Genomic DNA, 17,982 nt, shown 5'->3' on the forward strand with positions numbered 1-17,982 from the left:
CTTTCAGTTGCTGCAAGCATGTGTGTTCGAAGCCTTCAATCCCAATTGATCTGCGGGATTGTCGGTAGGCATCGAATATTTCATAAGCCGTCGATGCGTTCCGAATCCCTGCGGAAGCGCTGGAAATCAGGCCACCTCGGAGCCGCATATACCCGAGAGCTGAGAGTGTGACTCGACTTGTGCGTTGAATTCCTTGCAGAATTGCGGGTCAAAACAATTTTAGGCTTCTGCGTCTATATGGGACATAATGGAGTGGCGTAGGTAAGCGTATGAGGTTCGGTGTGGCAAAAGGAAGGGGCCTGGGGCGCGCAATTGCCTTGGCCCTGTTGGCAGGCGCTGCGGTGCCGGCCGCCGTCCTGCCCGCGACCGCGTTCGAACTCTTCGGATTCCGGCTCTGGGGCTCTTCCGACGAGGATACCGACATCGTCGATCCCTTGCGCTACTCGGCGACGCTCACCGTGACCGACGGCGACGAGGATCTCCAGGACACGCTGGAGGATGCCTCCGAATTGATGGCCGAGCAGGAGCGACCGGTCTCGGGATCCCTCGGGCTACTGTCCAGGGCTCGTGCCGATCGGGAATTGTTGATCGCGGCGCTTTTTCGCGCCGCTCGATATGATGGCGTCGTGAACATCGCCATCGGCGGGCGCCTGCTCGACGACATTCCTCCCGACGCCGAATTCACCGGAGAGCCCGTCCCGGTGACGATCACCGTCGATCCCGGCGCGGTTTTCACGTTGGGCGACATTGCGCTGAAAGGGGATGCGGCCGACCTGATGCCGGGGCGATTCGGCTTGATTTCGGGCGGGCCTGCCGGCTCCGAGGCCATCCTCAAGGCTGAAAGCGATATCGTCAGGGCGCTGCGGCAGGAGGGGCGGCCACTCGCTCAGGTGACCGGGCGCGAGATCGTGGCCGACCATGCGACCCGCACGCTCGACGTGTCGCTCACCGTCGCGGCCGGACCAATCGCGCCCTATGGCGAGACGACGGTGGAGGGGACGGAGCAGGTCGACCGGGAGTTCACCCGCTACATGACCGGGCTCGAGCCCGGCCGTATCTATTCACCGAAGGAGATGAGGGAGGCGCGCGACCGGCTCGCCGCGCTGGAGGTGTTCTCCAGCATCAATCTGCGCGAGGCCGAAGCGCTCAATCCCGACGGTTCGATCCCGATCCATCTGCGTGTCAGCGAGCGCAAGTTCCGCTATTATGGCGCCGGCGCGAGCTATTCCACGACGGATGGTCTCGGCCTGGAAGGCTATTGGGGTCATCGCAACCTGTTCGGTCGCGCCGAGAAGCTGCGCATCGGCGGCTCGATTTCTGGCATCGGCGACAGGGGAGATCTCGGCCAGCTGAATTACAATGCCAGCATCCTGTTCGAGAAGCCCGGCGTGATCGGGCCGGACTCGAAGTTCTTCGCGAAACTGGGAACCGTGTACGAACATCCCGATGCCTACGACCGCTTTTCCACCGGGGGCGGCGTGGGCATTCAATACGAACTTTCTCCCACACAGACACTGTCGGCGGAACTTGCGGTCGACTGGGAGAAGGTGACGGACGCGCTCAATCCGGAGGGGAAGGATTACCTCCTGGTCAGTACGCCGCTGCAATACGTCTTCGATAACAGGGACGACAAGCTCAATCCGAAGCGTGGTTTCCGGGCGCTCGCCTTCGCCGAGCCGACTTATGATTTTCTCAACAGCACCAGCTTCGTAAAGGTGAAGGCCGAAGGCTCCACATACAGGGCGGTCGACGAGGCCGGGAGGTTCGTGCTGGCGGGGCGTGCAGTGCTGGGATCGATCGTGGGAGCCGAACTCGCCGACATACCGGCTGATCGCCGCTTCTATGCCGGCGGCGGCGGCTCGGTTCGTGGCTATGCCTATCAGGGCATCGGACCCAAGGACGCGTTCGGTGACCCGATTGGCGGGCGCTCTCTCGCGGAAGCATCGCTGGAAATGCGCATCGGCGTGACGGATACGATCGGCATCGTGCCGTTCATCGATGCCGGAACGGTATCGGAAGCCGAGTTCCCCGATTTCTCGGATTTTAAGGCGGGCGCTGGCCTGGGTCTCAGATATATTACTCCCTTCGGTCCATTGCGGGTCGATGTGGCGGTGCCACTCAATCCCGACCCGGACGACCCGACCTTCGCGCTCTATGCAGGTATCGGGCAGGCATTCTGATGGCGATCGTGAAGCGGCTGCTGCGTTATTTCCTCTACACGTTCCTCGCGGTGCTGGCGCTCGCCATCGGAGCGATCGCCGTCTTCACGTTGACCGAACGCGGCCGCGAGAATCTCGCATCGCTGATCTCGTCGATGGCTTCGAGCGATGCCACCAAGATCAGGATAGGCGGGCTGAACGGAATATGGGCCGGGCCGCTGACCCTCGATCACCTCGTCGTGGAGGACACCGAAGGGGCCTGGCTTGTGGCCCGCGGCGTCGAAGTCGACTGGTCGCTACTTCCCTTGCTGTCTTCGACCTTCAAGGCCGAACGTATCTTCGTCCGGAGGCTCGAGGTAGCTAGGCAGCCGATATCGAGCGGGACGAGCGGCGGTGGCGGCGGTCTGCCGATCTCGCTTGCAATCGACCGGATCGAACTGCCGGACATTGCGCTTGGCGAAGCCCTCGCCGGCACCGTTGCAAAGCTCTCGGCGCAAGGTTCGCTCGACGCCCTGGCCAATCCGCTGAACATCCAGACCAGCCTCAAGATCGCGCGAATCGATGGGGTCGGCGGCAAGCTCGATGCTTCGATCCATTTCGTGCCCTCGGAGAAACGCCTGGACGTGGCTGTCAATGGCTCCGAGCCAGCGGGTGGGATCGTGGCGAACCTGCTGCAACTGCCCGGTGCGCCACCCGTCGGGATCGTGATTTCGGGAAGCGGCCCCGCGGAGAACTGGAGAGGGCAGGGCGTTTTCTCCGTCGACGGTTCGGTGGTGACGACTGTCTCCGGCGCATACAGCGCGGTCGAAGGCGGCAGCCGGATCGAACTCAAGGGCGATGGTGCGTTCGAGCGGTTCCTGCCGGAAGGATTGCGACCGCTGCTCGCAGGCAAGGCGGATTTCGACATCGCCGGGTTGCTGGGCAGCCAGGGCCGCATCGATGTCGAGCGCGCCAACCTGCAATCGAACGCCCTGCGCGCCAGTGCGAAAGGCACGATCGATCCTCAAGGCGCGAGCGATTTCGCGCTGGAGGCCGAGGCGATCGACGGAGCGGTCCCCGTTTCGTTCGGAGCGGGGCAGGCCGCGCTCCGGAACGCGACCATACGCGTCTTCGGGGCCGGCAACACGCCGATGGTGGATGCTACGGCCACACTGGACTACGTCACAACACAAGCCGAAGAGGCACGGGATATCTCCGTCACCGTCCATTCCGACGGCTTCGACCTGTTGAACAGAACTGGACCGCTGAAGGTCGATCTCTCGGCTGGAGCCTACGCGTCGGCCAACCCTACGCTCGGCCAACTCCTGGCAGGCCGGATCGAAGCCGATCTTGCCGCGGACATAGGCAATGACGCGATCGGCGTTGCCGAGGCCAACGTGCGCACCAACGCTCTGAGGTTGAAGCTGGGTGGAGAGATCAGCCGCCGCGATCCGTCCTTGTCGCTCGCGGTCGCCACCGACATCGTCTCGTCAGCCCTGCCGATAGAGGCGCGGACCGCGCTCGGCGATAATGTCGCCTTCTCCGGAACGATCAAGCGCAATGCGGAAGGCGCGGTGTCGGTCGAGGCGATGCAGTTCAATTCAGGCGACCTCACCCTGGGCGGCAGTCTCGCGCAGGACGGCGACACGATCACTGCCGCGTTGAAGGGCACCTTCGCCGATCTGGGCCGCCTTGCCCCCGACGCGTCGGGGGCCATCGCGTTCACGCTCGACGCGGCCGGCAAGCTCTTCGCGCCCGACGTGACACTCACCGCCACCAGCGAGGCAGTACGCCTGTCCGGCCAGGAACTCACCGGCGTCGAGCTTACGGCGAAAGGTATCGCCGACCCCGCCAATCCGGCGGGGGACGTTTCGCTGAAGGGCAGCTACCGCGGGCAGGCGCTGAACGCGGCGGCGTCCCTGAAGACGACGGATGGCCGCCGGGAGGTGACGGGCCTGTCCGTCGCCCTCGGCCAGAGCCGCGTGACCGGCGATCTGCTGCTGGGCGCGGATTTCCTGCCGGAAGGCACCCTGGATCTTTCCGTTCCGGACATCGGCGCTCTCGCCGCGCTTGCACAGCAGGAAGCTCAGGGCCAATTGTCCGGCAAGATCACTTTCGCCAGAGCCGACGGTGTGCCGCAGATTGCCATCGACGCGACCGCCCCCACCTTGTCGCGAACCGGCGTGTCGGCCAGCAATGTCGCCGTCGCCGCGACCATTGCCGATTATCTCGGCGCGCGTTCTGTCGCTGGGACGGTTCGGGCGGCTTCGCTCGTGGCGGGAGCCGTCGCGGCGGAAAATGTCGACGCGACCATCGGACAACAAGGGGAAAGGGTCGACCTCAAGCTCCGCGCCAACGAGCCGGAGGGCGGGACCCTGTCCAGGCTGCTCGGCCTGTCCGGCAGCCGGTTGGTCGAAGTCGCCGTTTCGGGTGAGGGGCCTCCGGCGGCATGGAACGGGAATGGCACCATTTCGATGGACGGCGCACTGGTCAGCACGCTTGTCGCGACCCATGCGGCGGTTGGCGGCGGCAGCCGGCTCACTGTCCAGGGCGACGGCGCATTCGACCGGTTCCTGCCCGATGGCCTGAAGCCTCTGCTCGCCGGCGAGACGAATTTCGATATCGCTGCTCTGCTTGGCACGTCAGGCGGCTTCGAGATCGAAAAGGCCGATGTGCTGTCGCCGGCGTTCAACCTGGTGGCGCAAGGCAACCTCGATGCCCAGGGTGCGAGCGACTTCACGGTCCGGGGACAGGCGGTCGCCGGCCCGGTCGCGTTGTCCCTGGGCGATCCCGCCGCTCCACTCTCTTTGATGCTGAACAATGTGAGCGCCCGTCTTGCCGGCCCGCGCAACGCGAGCGCAATTGACCTTAATGCGTCGCTCGCCCAGATCGCGATCCAGGGCAGTACGCTGCAGGGCGTCGAGGCGAAGCTCTCATCGCAGGCCTTCGATGTGGCCGCCCAAAGCGGGCCGCTGGCACTCGAGGTGTCTGCCAATGCCCTGGCGACGGAAAACCAGACGCTTGCTCCGCTGTTGGCAGGTCAAATCCGTGCGGCGGCGGCGACGATTGTCTCGGATACGGCGATCACCATTCAGTCGGGCTCGGTTTCCAGCGACGCGCTGACGGCGAGATTATCGGGCGAGATCACCCGGCCCGATTTCGGTCTTTCGCTAGCGCTCGAAGCGGATGCTGCGGCTTCGGCCATGCCCGCGGGAGCGCGCGGAGCGCTTGGCGAGCGTGTGACGCTGTCGGGAACCGTCAAGCGCGATGGCGCCGGCGCTATTTTCGTCGAAGCCCTCAAGCTCGTATCCGGAGGCTTGAGCGCGGACGGAAGTGCCTCATTGAGCGGCGACACGATCGAGGCGGCGATCAAAGGCGCGTTCGCCGATGTTGGCCGTCTGGCGCAGGGGGCGACCGGAGCCATAACTTTCTCGCTGGGCGCGACCGGCAATCGAAATACTCCGGACCTCTCGCTGTCGGTGGAGAGCGAAAGGATCGAGGCGGCTGGTAGAGCAATCACCGGTCTCAGCTTGACGGCCTCGGGCGTCGCTGACGTCGCTAATCCGGCGGCGAAGGTCTCGCTGAGGGGCAATGTCGCCGGCGAAGCGCTCACCGGCTCGGCCGAGCTGAAGACCACCGATGGACGGCGGGAGATCAATGGTCTCTCGATCCTGCTCGGTCAGAACCGCATCACCGGCGATCTCGTTCTCGACGATCAGTTCGTACCGGAAGGCGCGGTGGACTTCACGGTGCCGGACATCGGACCGCTCGCCGCACTCGCTTTCGAGGAAGCGAGCGGCGATGTGAACGGAACAATCCGGTTCCACCGGGCGAACGGCGTGCCCGAGATCGTGCTGGATGCCGCCACAGCGTCCCTGTCGCGCGCTGAGCTCACGGCCAAGGATGTCGCGGTCGCCGCGACCGTCAGCAACTATCTCGCGTCGCCGGCGATTTCCGGCAAGATAAGGGCCGCCTCGGTAACGTCGGGCGCGACGGCCATCAACGGCGTGGACGTAACGCTGACCCGCGACGGCGATTGGACCGGCTTTTCCGGCGGAGCGACCGTCAACGCCATGCCGGCGCGTGCTGCCGGACGCATCAAGATCGCCAGTGGCGAGACGACCATCGAGCTTGCTTCAGGCGAGGCGACGGTCAACGGCATGAAGGTCGGGATCGCCAGGGCAACGACCGTCGTCATCAGGGATGGCCAAGCCGTGTTGGACAAGCTGCCGCTTGCCATCTCGGGCGGCAACGTCGTGGTGTCCGGAACGGCCGGCGAAACGCTCGCGCTCGACATCCAGTTGGCGTCGCTGCCGGCCGCCGCCGCGAACGCCTTCTCGCCCGGACTCAACGCGACGGGCACCATCTCCGGCACCGCCCGAGTGTCGGGCGCCGCCTCTAAACCGCAAATAGGCTATCAGGCCCGGTGGACAAATGCCGGTACGGCGCAAACGGCAGCAGCCGGCCTCGGCTCGATGACGATCAATTCCAACGGAACCTTCTCCGGCAACAGGCTCGAGTTCCAGGCCGATGTCGGAGACGCTTCGGGGCTGGCCATCAGGGGCGGCGGGACGGTCGGCACGGCCGGGACGCCGACGCTCGATCTCGATTTCACGGGCAGGGTTCCCTTTGCCTTTTTGACCCGGCAACTTGCCGCGCAAGGCATGTCGCTGACCGGCGCCGCCGACGTCAACATTCAGGTGCGCGGACCGGCCACGGCACCGTTGATCAGCGGCACGGTGCGGACGTCGGGTGCCCGCCTCGTGGATGCCGCGTCGGGCATCGCGATCAACGACATCGCGGCGGATGTTTCTGTCGGCAGCGGCGTCGCGACGCTGCGCAGCCTCACCGGAAAGCTTTCCACCGGCGGTTCGCTTTCGGGAAGCGGCACTGTCGGCATCGATCCGGCCAGGGGCTTCCCGGCGGACCTCGCGGTCAGGATCGTCGAAGGCCGCTATACGGACGGGCGTATTGTCACAACGACGATGAACGGCGATCTTACGCTGAAGGGGCCGCTCGTCGGCACGTCAACGCTCGGTGGGACGCTCAATCTCGGCCGGACTGTGATTACCATTCCGGAGCGACTGCCAGGTTCGCTTGCGTCTCTGAACGTCCAGCACAGGAATGCGCCCAAGGCGGTGATAGCGCAGCAGAAGGCGATCCAGCCGCGGGAGGCCAGCGGAGGTGGCGGAGGTGGCGGGCTGAGCCTCGACCTCCAGGTGAATGCACCGCAGCAGATCTTTGTCCAGGGACGGGGCCTCGACGCCGAGCTCGGCGGATCGCTGAGGCTCACAGGGCCCGCGACCGCACCCCAGGCCATCGGCGAGTTCACCATGCGACGCGGCCGCTTGCAGATCCTCGGTCGCCGGCTGACTTTCAGTCGCGGTACGCTCGATTTCGCTGGTTCGCTGATCCCCAATATCGACCTTGCGGCGGATTCGACAGTCGACACGACGACCGTCACCGTTCAGGTCACCGGCCCGGCCACCGATCCGAAGTTCGTCTTTTCCTCGAGTCCGGCTTTGCCGGAGGACGAGGTGCTGGCACGGCTGATCTTCGGGCGTTCGATGTCCAACCTGTCGCCGCTGCAGATCGCCCAACTCGCGGAGGCGGCCGCGCAACTCGCCGGCGTCTCGGGACCGACCTCGCTGCTCAACAACCTGCGCAACAGCATCGGTGTGGACGATCTGGACATCACGACCGATGCCGAAGGCAACACTGCCGTGTCGGCGGGCAAATATCTGAACGACCGCACTTACCTGTCGATCGAGAAGGGTGACCGCGCGGGCTCCGGAAGGGCCACCATCGATCTCGATGTCGGCCGCGGGGTCAAGCTGCGTGGCTCGGCGGCAGAGGATGGCGAGGCCAGGGGCGGCATCTTCTTCGAACGGGAGTATTAGTCAAACGTAGCCGGTGCCTGGCCCGACCGACGAAGCTGCGCTGGTGCTGTCCGGAGCTGGGCCGAAGCACCAAGCTCTGGCTCTCCCCGGATTCCATGAATTCGTGGCGCAATGACGTTTTTGCGCCAATCTGGTCGCATTCGCGCCAACCGCAATCCTCCCAATGGTGGCAGATTTATGGCCGGGTTCCACGTCCGGCTGTTTTGACATGATGGTCGCGATGCGGGAAGGTAAGGCAACAAGTCAAAAAAATGGGAGCAAGTCATGAACTTCTACAAGAGCAATGGGGACCAGGTTCCAGATCACATTCTGGAGCTTGCTGAAGAGGCAAGGAAAGGGGGAGTGGACCGTCGCGAATTCTTGGCGCTCGCCAGTGCTTTCGGCGCTTCCACTGCTTTCGCTTACGGACTCCTCGGATTGGCGGCGCCGTCGCCGGCCATTGCACAGGAAACGCCCAAGAAGGGTGGAATCCTGAAGGTCGCGATGTGGATCAAGGATCCCAAGGACCCACGCAAGGCCGACTGGTCGGAAATCGCCAACGCCGAGCGACAAGCGATCGAGCCGTTGGTGAAGTATACGCGCGAATTCACTTTCGAGCCCTATTTGCTCGAAGGGTGGGAGGTCAATGACGACGCCACTGAATATGTGCTGAAGGTCCGCCCCGGCGTGACCTGGAGCAATGGCGACGCCTTCAATGCGGACGATGTCGTCTTCAACTTCGCCCGCTGGTGCGACAAATCGGCGGAAGGCAACTCGATGACGGCGCGGATGGGGACGCTTGTCGACGAGGCGAGCGGCAAGATGCGCGAGGGGGCTGTCGAGAAGGTCGATGACATGACGGTCAAGCTCAAGCTGACGCAGTCCGACATCTCCATCATTCCGAACCTTTGCGACTATCCCGGCCTGGTGGTTCACAAGACCTTCGACGAGAAGGGCGGTGACTTCGTTTCCTGCCCGATCGGCACCGGTCCTTTCGAACTCGTTTCCTACGATGTCGGCCAGAAGGTGGTCTACAAGCGCCGCGAGGACGGCAAGTGGTGGGGCGGCGACGTATATCTCGACGGCGTCGAGTTCATCGATTACGGCACCGACCCGGCGGCGATGGTCAGCGCCTTCGAGGCCGGTGAGGTGCATACCAACCACGAAACGTCGGCGGATTACGTGTCGATCCTGGAGGGGATCGGCCTTGCGACGTCGGAGACGGTGACGGCCTCGACCATCGTGGCGCGCACCAACGTGGCCAACAAGCCCTATGAGGACCAGAAGGTCCGCAAGGCGCTTCAACTCGCCGTGGACAACGCCATCGTGCTGCAGCTCGGCTACGGCAACGCCGGCGAGGTGGCCGAGAACCACCATGTCGCGCCGATCCACCCGGAATATTATCCGTTGCCGAAGATCGCCGCCGATCCGGCCAAGGCCAAGGCGATGATGGACGAGGCCGGTCAGGCCGATTTCGAGCACGAGCTCATCACCGTCGACGAGGACTGGCACAAGAACACGGGCGACGCCATCGCCGCGCAGCTTCGAGAGGCGGGCATCAAGGTGAAGCGTACGGTGCTGCCCGGTTCGACCTTCTGGAACGACTGGACGAAGTACCCGTTCTCGATGACCAACTGGAACATGCGCCCGCTCGGCGTCCAGGTGCTCGCGCTCGGCTATCGGACCGGGGAAGCCTGGAACGAAAGCGCCTGGTCCGATCCCGAATGGGATAAGAAACTCAATGCCGCGCTTGCAGTGGCCGATGTCGCCAAGCGCAAGGAAATGATGAAGGATATCGAGCAGATCCTTCAGGATGCCGGCATCATCATCCAGCCTTATTGGCGTAAGCTCTACAACCACAGTGTCGAGGCCGTGAAGAACCACGGCATGCATCCGACGTTCGAGCACGATTACGGCAGGGTCTGGCTCGACGCTTGACGCCTTCGCGTCGCGAGGACGGACAGAGAGTCCGCCCTCGCGGTTTCGCTCGCGTTCCGTCGGGCCGCCGGCCTTTCGACTGCCCGTCGGGATTGCCCCAACCTCAGCGGCAGGGGGATTGATGCTCGCATTCATCTTGCGCCGGCTCGGCACGATGGCATTGACGATGCTGTGCCTGACCTTCGTCGTCTTCTTCCTGATCAACCTGGAGCCGAACCTCAAGAAGCTCGCGATCAGCCAGACCGAAATGCGCACGACGGCGGAGGATCTGGAACGCTGGCTGCAGCGCAACGGCTACCGGCAGAATTTCTTCGTTCGTTACGGTCAGTGGGTCGGTGTGGTCCCGAAGCAGCCGAATATCGATCCGGCGACAGGCGAGGCGGTGCCGCGCTTCCGCTTCTGCTCCGAACCGTCCGTTCCTGCCTATTCCGGCATCCTGCAAGGCGACTTCGGCTGCTCGACCAAGTTCAAAACGACTGTCGCCGCCAAGCTTTTCCCGGCGCTCGGCGCGACGGGCATATTGATGTTCTGGGTGATGGTGACGATGGTGCCGATCGCGCTGCTGATCGGCATCCTGGCCGGCATGCGCGAGGGCTCGCGTACGGATCGCACCTTGTCGGTCGCGTCGATAACGACCACGGCGACGCCCGAATATGTCTCAGGCGTCATTTTCACCGTCATCTTCGCTTCCTGGCTCGGCTGGCTGAACGGTTCGGCCGCGTCCGCGACATCGCAGGGCGTCAATTTCTACAATTTCACGCTGCCAGTGATGACCATGGCGATCTACGGCATCGGCTACATTGCCCGTATGACGCGCGCCTCGATGGTCGAGGTGATGACGCAGCAGTATATCCGCACCGCCAGGCTGAAAGGGCTGAGCTTTTCTGGCGTGGTCATCAAGCACGCGCTGCGCAATGCCCTCATCGCCCCCTTCACCGTGATCATGCTGCAGTTCCCGTGGCTGCTCACCGGTGTCGTGATCGTCGAGACGATGTTCCGTTACCAGGGCTTCGGCTTCACTCTGGTCGAGGCGGCCGGCAACAACGATATCGACCTGCTGCTCGGCTGCGCGCTGGTGTCGGTCTTCGTCGTGCTGCTCACCCAGCTCATCTCCGACATTGGCTACGCCTATCTCAATCCACGCATCAGAGTTCAGTAGGGGAGGCGGGGATGCAGATCGAGTATATCGGTGGGCTTCAGATCTTCTTCGGAGTTCTCGCGCGGTTCTGGCCGGTCTGGCTGGCTCTTGCGATCGTCCTGGGGACAAGCTTCCGTTTCCGAAAAAAGCTCGGGCTTTACGGCCAGCTTTTCGACAGCGGCGTCGGGATCGCCGGCGTCGCGATCTGCCTGTTCTGGCTGTTCACGGCGATCTTCTCGGCACGCATCGCGCCCTTCGACCCCCTAACCCAGATTCCGATCATGAAGGATGCGCTGCCCGGCGCGATCGAGCCCGCTTCGAAGCAGGTCTATCTGTTCGGTGGAGACAAGCTAGCCCGCGACGTGTTCAGCCGCATGGTGTTCGGCAGCCGCATCGTGCTGATCATCGCGCCTGCGGCGACCGCCTTCGCGCTGATGGTCGGCATCGTGCTCGGCCTGCCCGCCGGCTATTACGGCGGGCGCATCGACACGGTTCTTTCGTTCCTGGCCAATCTGGTCCTCGCCTTCCCGGTCATCCTGCTGTTCTATCTGCTGGTGACCCCTGAGATCCGGGAGCTCAGCTTCGACACCTGGCTCGGTCGAAGCCTCGGCATCGGGTGGTCCATTCCGCGCGGCCTCGCCGCCTTTTTCTTCCTGTTCCCGATCATCTTCTTCGCCACGCTGTTCTACACCCGGTTCAGGAACCGGCCGCAGCTTCTCGCGATCCAACTCGTCCTGACCTTCGTATTCGGGGCGTGGGTCTATCTCGGGCTGGTGTTCGACAAGGACCCGCTCGGCATCATCTCGATCGATCCGAACGAACTCAATATCTTCGTGGCCGTCGTGTTCGCCTCGAGCCCCGGCGTGTTCCGTATCGTGCGTGGGTTGACGATGGACATCAAGACGCGCGACTATGTGGCGGCCGCCCAGACGCGCGGCGAGACGCCCTGGTACATCATGCTGTGGGAGGTCCTGCCCAACGCTCGCGGCCCGCTGATCGTGGATGCCTGCCTGCGCATCGGCTACACCACGATCCTGCTTGGCACGCTCGGCTATTTCGGCCTCGGACTGGCTCCGGAAAGCCCGGACTGGGGGACCGCGATCAAGGATGCCAGCCGCCTGCTGCGTTCCTTCATCCACCCGGCGCTGCCGCCCACGATCGCCCTGATGTCCTTCGTACTGGGGCTGAACCTGCTGGCCGATGCGCTGCGCGAGCAATCACTGAAGGATTGATGCGATGCTGACCAGAATCCGTGTCGCCCGACATCCCTCAAGGCTGCGAAGTTCACACATATTACGGATCGGCGGCGCTGTCTGGACCACCCCTCATCCGACCGCGCCTCGCGCGGAAGAGGGCGGCAACGTTGATGGCAGCCGCCAGCGGCTGCGACTGGCCGGGGCGAATGTGCCAAGCTCCTCCTTCTCCCCTTGTGGGAGAAGGTGGCCGCGCGAAGCGCGGTCGGATGAGGGGTGGTCCAGAAGGGGGGCAGTGACGGAGGGCCACCTCGCCAATCCACCCTTCCGCAGCGTGGAAAGGAGACCGCGATGAACGAGGCGGTGCGTACCCCAACCCAACCGATCCTGGAAATCGAAAACCTGTCCATCTCGTTTTTCACGCGGCGTGGCGAAATCCCGGCGGTGATGGATTTTTCCTGCACGGTGATGCCCGGCGAGGCCATGGGCATCGTTGGGGAATCCGGCTGTGGGAAATCGACTGTGTCGCTGGGCATCATGCGCGATCTCTCCAATGTCGGGAAGATCGTCGGCGGCCGGATCCGCTTCAAGGGCAAGGACATGGGCGATTTGACCGAGGAGGAGCTGCGCTCCATCCGCGGCAATGAGATCGCCATGATCTACCAGGAGCCTATGGCGAGCCTGAACCCGGCCATGAAGATCGGCAAGCAGTTGATGGAAGTCCCGATACTTCACGACAAGGTGTCGAAGGACGAGGCCTACCGCCGGGCCCTCGACATGGTGCGCGCGGTGCGCCTGCCCGATCCCGAGCGGATGATGCGGTCCTACCCGCACCAGCTCTCGGGCGGCCAGCAGCAACGTATCGTCATCGCCATGGCGCTTCTCTCCAAGCCGGCGCTGCTGCTGCTGGACGAGCCGACGACGGCGCTCGACGTGACTGTCGAGGCTGGCATCGTGGAACTGGTGAAGGGTCTCGGCAAGCAGTTCGGAACGTCGATGATCTTCGTGTCGCACAATCTCGGCCTGATCCTGGAGACCTGCGACCGCATCACTGTCATGTATTCCGGCGAGGCGGTAGAGACCGGCACGGTCAAGGACGTGTTCGATCGCATGCGCCATCCCTACACGCAGGGGCTGTTCCGCTCCATCCCGCTTCCGGGAGCCGACAAGAATTCCCGGCCGCTGGTCGCAATCCCCGGGCAATTGCCGCTGCCGCATGAGCGGCCGAAAGGCTGCAACTTCGGTCCGCGCTGCCAGCACTTCGTGGAGGGCGTCTGCAACGCCGACGAGATCCCGATGATTCCGGTCGAAGGGCATGACAGCCATTTCAGCCGTTGCGTGCGCTTCAACGAGATCGACTGGAACAAGCTGCCGGCCGGAGCGAGGAAGGAGAGCGAACCGATCGAGCCGGGAGCGCCGGTGCTCAAGATCGACGACCTCAAGAAATACTACAAGGTCGCAGTCAACGAGATCTTCGGCGGCGGCGAAGGGCGTGTCGTGAAGGCCAACGAGGCGATCAGCTTCGAGGCACGGGAATCCGAGACGGTGGCGATCGTCGGAGAGTCCGGCTGCGGGAAGTCGACGCTCGCCAAGGTGCTGCTCGGCCTGGAGACGGCGAGCGCCGGCAAGGTCTCGCTCGGGAATGACGAAATCCAGTCGACCGCCATCGAGAATCGTGACGTGGAGACGATCTCGTCGATCCAGATGGTGTTCCAGAACCCGTTCGACACGCTCAACCCGAGCCATTCGGTGGGCTCGCAGATCATCCGGACGCTCGAGAAGTTCAAGGTCGGCAGGACCCCGGCGGAGCGCAAGCAGCGCATGTTCGAGTTGCTCGATCTCGTGAAGCTTCCCCGCGCCTTCGCCGAACGCATGCCACGCCAATTGTCGGGCGGCCAGAAACAGCGCATCGGCGTCGCCCGCGCCTTTGCGGGGGCGGCCAAGGTCGTGGTGGCCGATGAGCCGGTCTCGGCGCTCGACGTCTCGGTACAGGCAGCCGTGACCGAACTGTTGATGGACATCCAGAGGCGCAACAAGACGACCATGCTGTTCATCAGCCACGATCTGTCGGTGGTGCGCTACATCGCCGATCGCGTGGTGGTCATGTATCTCGGCCATATCGTGGAGCAGGGAACGACCGACCAGATTTTTTCGCCGCCCTATCATCCGTATACGGAGGCGTTGCTTTCGGCGATCCCCATTGCAGATACCAGCGTTGTCAAGAAGCACGTCGTGCTGGAGGGTGACATACCATCGGCGATGAATCCGCCAACCGGCTGTCCTTTCCAGACGCGCTGCGGCTACAAGCATCTCGTGCCGGGCAATCGATGCGAAACGGAGCTGCCGCCGTTGCGCGACCTCGGCAATGGCCATCGCAGCCTGTGCTGGCTGACCGACGAGGTGCTGGCGAAAATGGGACCGGTGATCAGCTTCGACAAACCTGCAGACGCCGGGGCCCACGACATCGTGCCGGACGATTCCAGCCGCCGGTCGGGTCCGGGCTTTGCCGGCCGACCGCCGCTCAGGCCGCATGGCAAGAGGGCGAACGCCGGAGCGTCCGCGGAAGAGGAAGCGGTGGAGGAGAGGGCCGCCTCGGTTCGCGTCCGTCAGGAGGAAAGGCAGGACGCCGCCGGGGATCGCGGCGGCGCGCCGCTCACTGAACCCTCCGCAATGATGCCGGCCACTCCGCTTCAGGTCGGCGATGGACGCCAGGCCGAGGACTTCGACGTTCCGTCCGCCTTCGAAGAAGGAGCGTCTTCGGATATCGCGCCCCGCGACGACGGCAACCGCCCGGCGGGCACGGCTCGGCCGGACAGGCCTGACGACCTGAAGCTGATCGCCGGGATCGGCCCCAGGATAGAGGCGAAGCTCCACGGCCTCGGCATCTACAGCTATGTCCAGATCGCCGCATGGAAGAAAACGGAGCGGGAGTGGGTGGACAGCCATCTCGGCTTGCGCGGCCGCATCGAGCGCGAGAGCTGGGTGCGCCAGGCCAAGGCGCTCGCCAAAGGCGGCGAAGCCGAATATCTGCGCGTGTTCGGAAAGAAGCCGCGATAGGCTTACCGGATTTCAATGACCTGGATGTTGACACATCCAGGGTGCCTTGTACCTACGGTCCGGTCGCGAGTTGCCCCGCACTGTCCTGCCGGACATCTCTCCCCGCATTGCGGGGTGAGAGACGACGGCCGCTTGGGTTTCGCCAGTCGCCAATGGCGGGCGATTGGCGAAAGCATAGACGACAGCGGTCTTCTCCCCGCAGGCGGACGCAGGCGGCGAGAAGTGGCCGGCAGGCCGATCAGGGGCTTGCCCCAATCCTTTTTGCCGGGAGCGGTACTATCGGCATTGGCGCATTTGCGCCTGGTACTTGTCGGCCATCTTCTGCGTATCGCGGGCATAGCGCTGCACGCCGGCCCCCCAGTTGCCGCGCTTGTAGCCCGACCAGCCGAGATAGTAGGCGAGATAGAGACGGTAGGTATCGTTGCGGGAGACGCCGTGGTTGTCCACCGTCTTGGAGTGATACCAGCCGACGAAGTCGACGGCGTCGGCGAAGTTGCCGCGCCGGGCGCCGAAACTACCGGTCTCGCGCTTGTATTGGGCCCATGTGCCGTCCAGCGCCTGCGAATATCCGTAGGCGCTCGAGACGCGTTTCCACGGTATGAAGCCGAACAGCTTGGTGCGCGGCGGCCTGGCGTTGCTCTTGAAGCCGGATTCCTTGCGGATCGTCGCCATCAGCACATGCGTGGGGATGCCGTATTTGCGCTCGGTGCGCTCGGCCGCCCGCTGCCAGTTGTTGAAGAGGCCGTCCCGCTGCTCGAATACCGTGCAGACATTGTTGATGTGGCGTGGCGGCGTGGCACAGGCCGACAGCGCCAGCACGAAGGCGACAGGAACAATTCGACTAAAACTCGATACACGCATAGAGGGAGCGTTAGGCGGGAAAAATAAAGGGAGTGTTTAGAGCTCCGTTAACGCGGCCCGCAACTCCCGCGGATCAGGGCGATTCCGGCGGGAAATGACGAATTCCCGACAGGGAGGCAGGCCTCGCGATGGTTTGATTGCCGGCATGGACCGCCGGAGACGAAGTACCCAACGAGCTCACTCGAGGACAGGCGCGGTTATCCCGCAACTGCCACCCCGCCGGGTGGAAAATCTCTTGGCGCCGCTGGCGCTTCTGTCAGCGGACCAAGTCGAGGCGATCCATGAAGCATCGATGTACATTCTGGAGAACCTCGGTATCGAGGTGATGAGCTCGCGGGCGCTCGACCTGTTGCAGGCGGGTGGAGCCTCGGTCGACCATTCGAACAAAACGGTCCGGCTCGACCGCGATCTCGTCGACGAGGCTTTGGCGAGAGTGCCGGCCGGTTTCGCCCTCAGGACACGCAATCCCCAGCGGGAGGTTCATCTGGGTGGCGACGTGATCAATTTCACGCTGGTCGCCGGGCCGCCGAATGTTCACGACATGGAGAGAGGAAGGCGCGCCGGCAACCTGCAAGATTACCAGGATCTGGTTCGTCTGGCTCATCATTTCAACTGCATAACCATGCTCGGAAATCAGGTCTGCGCGCCGGTCGAGCTGCCGGCGAACACGCGCCATCTCGACACTTATCTTGCGAACCTGACGCTGACCGACAAGGCATTCCATGTTTCGGCGATCGGCCGGGGCAGGGCACTTGATGGGATCGCCATGGCTGCCATCGCCCGGGGCCTGACCTTCGATGCGATCATCGACGACCCGTCGGTCGCAACCATCATCTCGGTCAATTCACCGCGCCGCCTGGACGAGGCGATGGCCGAGGGCCTGATGACGATGAGCGAGTTCGGTCAGCCGGTTTGCGTCACGCCTTTCACGCTCATGGGCGCCATGAGCCCGGTCACGCTCGCAGGTGCGCTTGCCCAACAAAATGCCGAGGCGCTGTTCGGCATTGTGCTCGCGCAGATGGTAAGACCGGGAGCGCCGGTCATTTACGGGGCGTTCACCTCGAATGTTGACATGAGATCCGGTGCGCCGGCTTTCGGCACTCCGGAGAACGCCAAGGCCAACATCGCCTCCGGCCAGTTGGCGCGTCGCTATCGCCTGCCTTACCGGTCGACGCCCGGCTCGGCATCCACCGCCGCGGACGCCCAAGGCGCCTACGAGACGATGATGGCCCTGTGGGGCGCCGTGCTCGGTCACGCCAATCTCGTCTACCACGCGGCCGGCTGGCAGGAGGGAGGTCTCACCGTATCGTTCGAGAAGTTGATCATCGATGTCGAGATGATCCAGCACGTGATGGAGCTTTTGAGGCCGATCGAGGTCGACAACAAAGAGCTTGCTCTCGACGCGCTCGGCCGCGTCCCCACCGGCGGCCATTTCTTCGGGGACCCGCACACGCTGGAGCGCTACGCGACCGCGTTCTATCAGCCGCTCCTGTCCAACTGGCAGAACTACGAGGCCTGGTCGGAGGCGGGCGGGCACGACGCTACCCATCGTGCGACAGCACTTTGGAAAAAGGCGCTCGATGAATACCGGCAACCGCCGCTGGATCCAGCTATCCGCGAAGAGCTCATCGCTTATGTGAGAGGGCGGAAGATGGAGATCGGTGACCAGGAGCCATAGGGTCGCGCCACAAAACTCTTTATTTCCAGAATTTTATAAGATGACAGAATAGTTCAACTATTTCCATGGCTTAGTCTTTCATCCAAAAATTTGACCGATT

At 63.6% G+C, this 17,982-nt stretch carries 8 protein-coding genes; 7 read left to right on the top strand and 1 reads right to left on the bottom strand.

Annotation, left to right across the window (positions count from 1 at the left end):
• Positions 1–269: 269 nt before the first annotated feature.
• The 6 genes from ACCO56_RS08700 (at position 270) to ACCO56_RS08725 (ending at position 15,343) form a co-directional block, all read left to right on the top strand.
• Positions 270–2,180, top strand: coding sequence for an autotransporter assembly complex protein TamA (locus ACCO56_RS08700; RefSeq protein WP_433639621.1), 1,911 nt, complete (start codon positions 270–272; stop codon positions 2,178–2,180).
• The gene (locus ACCO56_RS08705) at positions 2,180–8,038 is read left to right on the top strand and encodes a translocation/assembly module TamB domain-containing protein (protein WP_433639623.1); all 5,859 of its coding nucleotides are present in this window, start codon (positions 2,180–2,182) and stop codon (positions 8,036–8,038) included. The genes ACCO56_RS08700 and ACCO56_RS08705 overlap by 1 nt, the downstream gene beginning before the upstream one ends.
• Before the next feature lie 264 nt (positions 8,039–8,302).
• Positions 8,303–9,955, top strand: coding sequence for an ABC transporter substrate-binding protein (locus ACCO56_RS08710; protein WP_433639624.1), 1,653 nt, complete (start codon positions 8,303–8,305; stop codon positions 9,953–9,955).
• Between the two features lie 121 nt (positions 9,956–10,076).
• Positions 10,077–11,114 carry an ABC transporter permease gene (locus ACCO56_RS08715; protein WP_433639627.1) on the top strand — a complete coding sequence of 346 codons (1,038 nt, stop codon included), beginning with the start codon at positions 10,077–10,079 and terminating at the stop codon, positions 11,112–11,114.
• 11 nt (positions 11,115–11,125) lie between these two features.
• The gene (locus ACCO56_RS08720) at positions 11,126–12,325 is read left to right on the top strand and encodes an ABC transporter permease (RefSeq protein WP_433639630.1); all 1,200 of its coding nucleotides are present in this window, start codon (positions 11,126–11,128) and stop codon (positions 12,323–12,325) included.
• Between the two features lie 312 nt (positions 12,326–12,637).
• Positions 12,638–15,343: a dipeptide ABC transporter ATP-binding protein gene (locus tag ACCO56_RS08725; RefSeq protein ID WP_433639632.1), complete on the top strand. Its 2,706-nt coding sequence runs from the start codon at positions 12,638–12,640 to the stop codon at positions 15,341–15,343.
• 276 nt (positions 15,344–15,619) lie between these two features.
• On the opposite strand, the gene ACCO56_RS08730 is transcribed toward ACCO56_RS08725, so the two are convergent.
• Positions 15,620–16,204, bottom strand: a complete 585-nt coding sequence (locus ACCO56_RS08730; protein ID WP_433639634.1) for a hypothetical protein — start codon at positions 16,202–16,204, stop codon at positions 15,620–15,622.
• Between the two features lie 145 nt (positions 16,205–16,349).
• Here ACCO56_RS08730 and ACCO56_RS08735 point away from each other — a divergent pair, with 145 nt between their 5' ends.
• Complete coding sequence (locus ACCO56_RS08735; RefSeq protein ID WP_433639635.1) at positions 16,350–17,882, top strand: trimethylamine methyltransferase family protein; 1,533 nt, start codon at positions 16,350–16,352, stop codon at positions 17,880–17,882.
• The last annotated feature ends 100 nt before the right edge of the window (positions 17,883–17,982 follow it).

Source organism: Mesorhizobium sp. 1B3, from assembly GCF_050958605.1.
In the GTDB taxonomy this organism is placed as follows: Bacteria; Pseudomonadota; Alphaproteobacteria; order Rhizobiales; family Rhizobiaceae.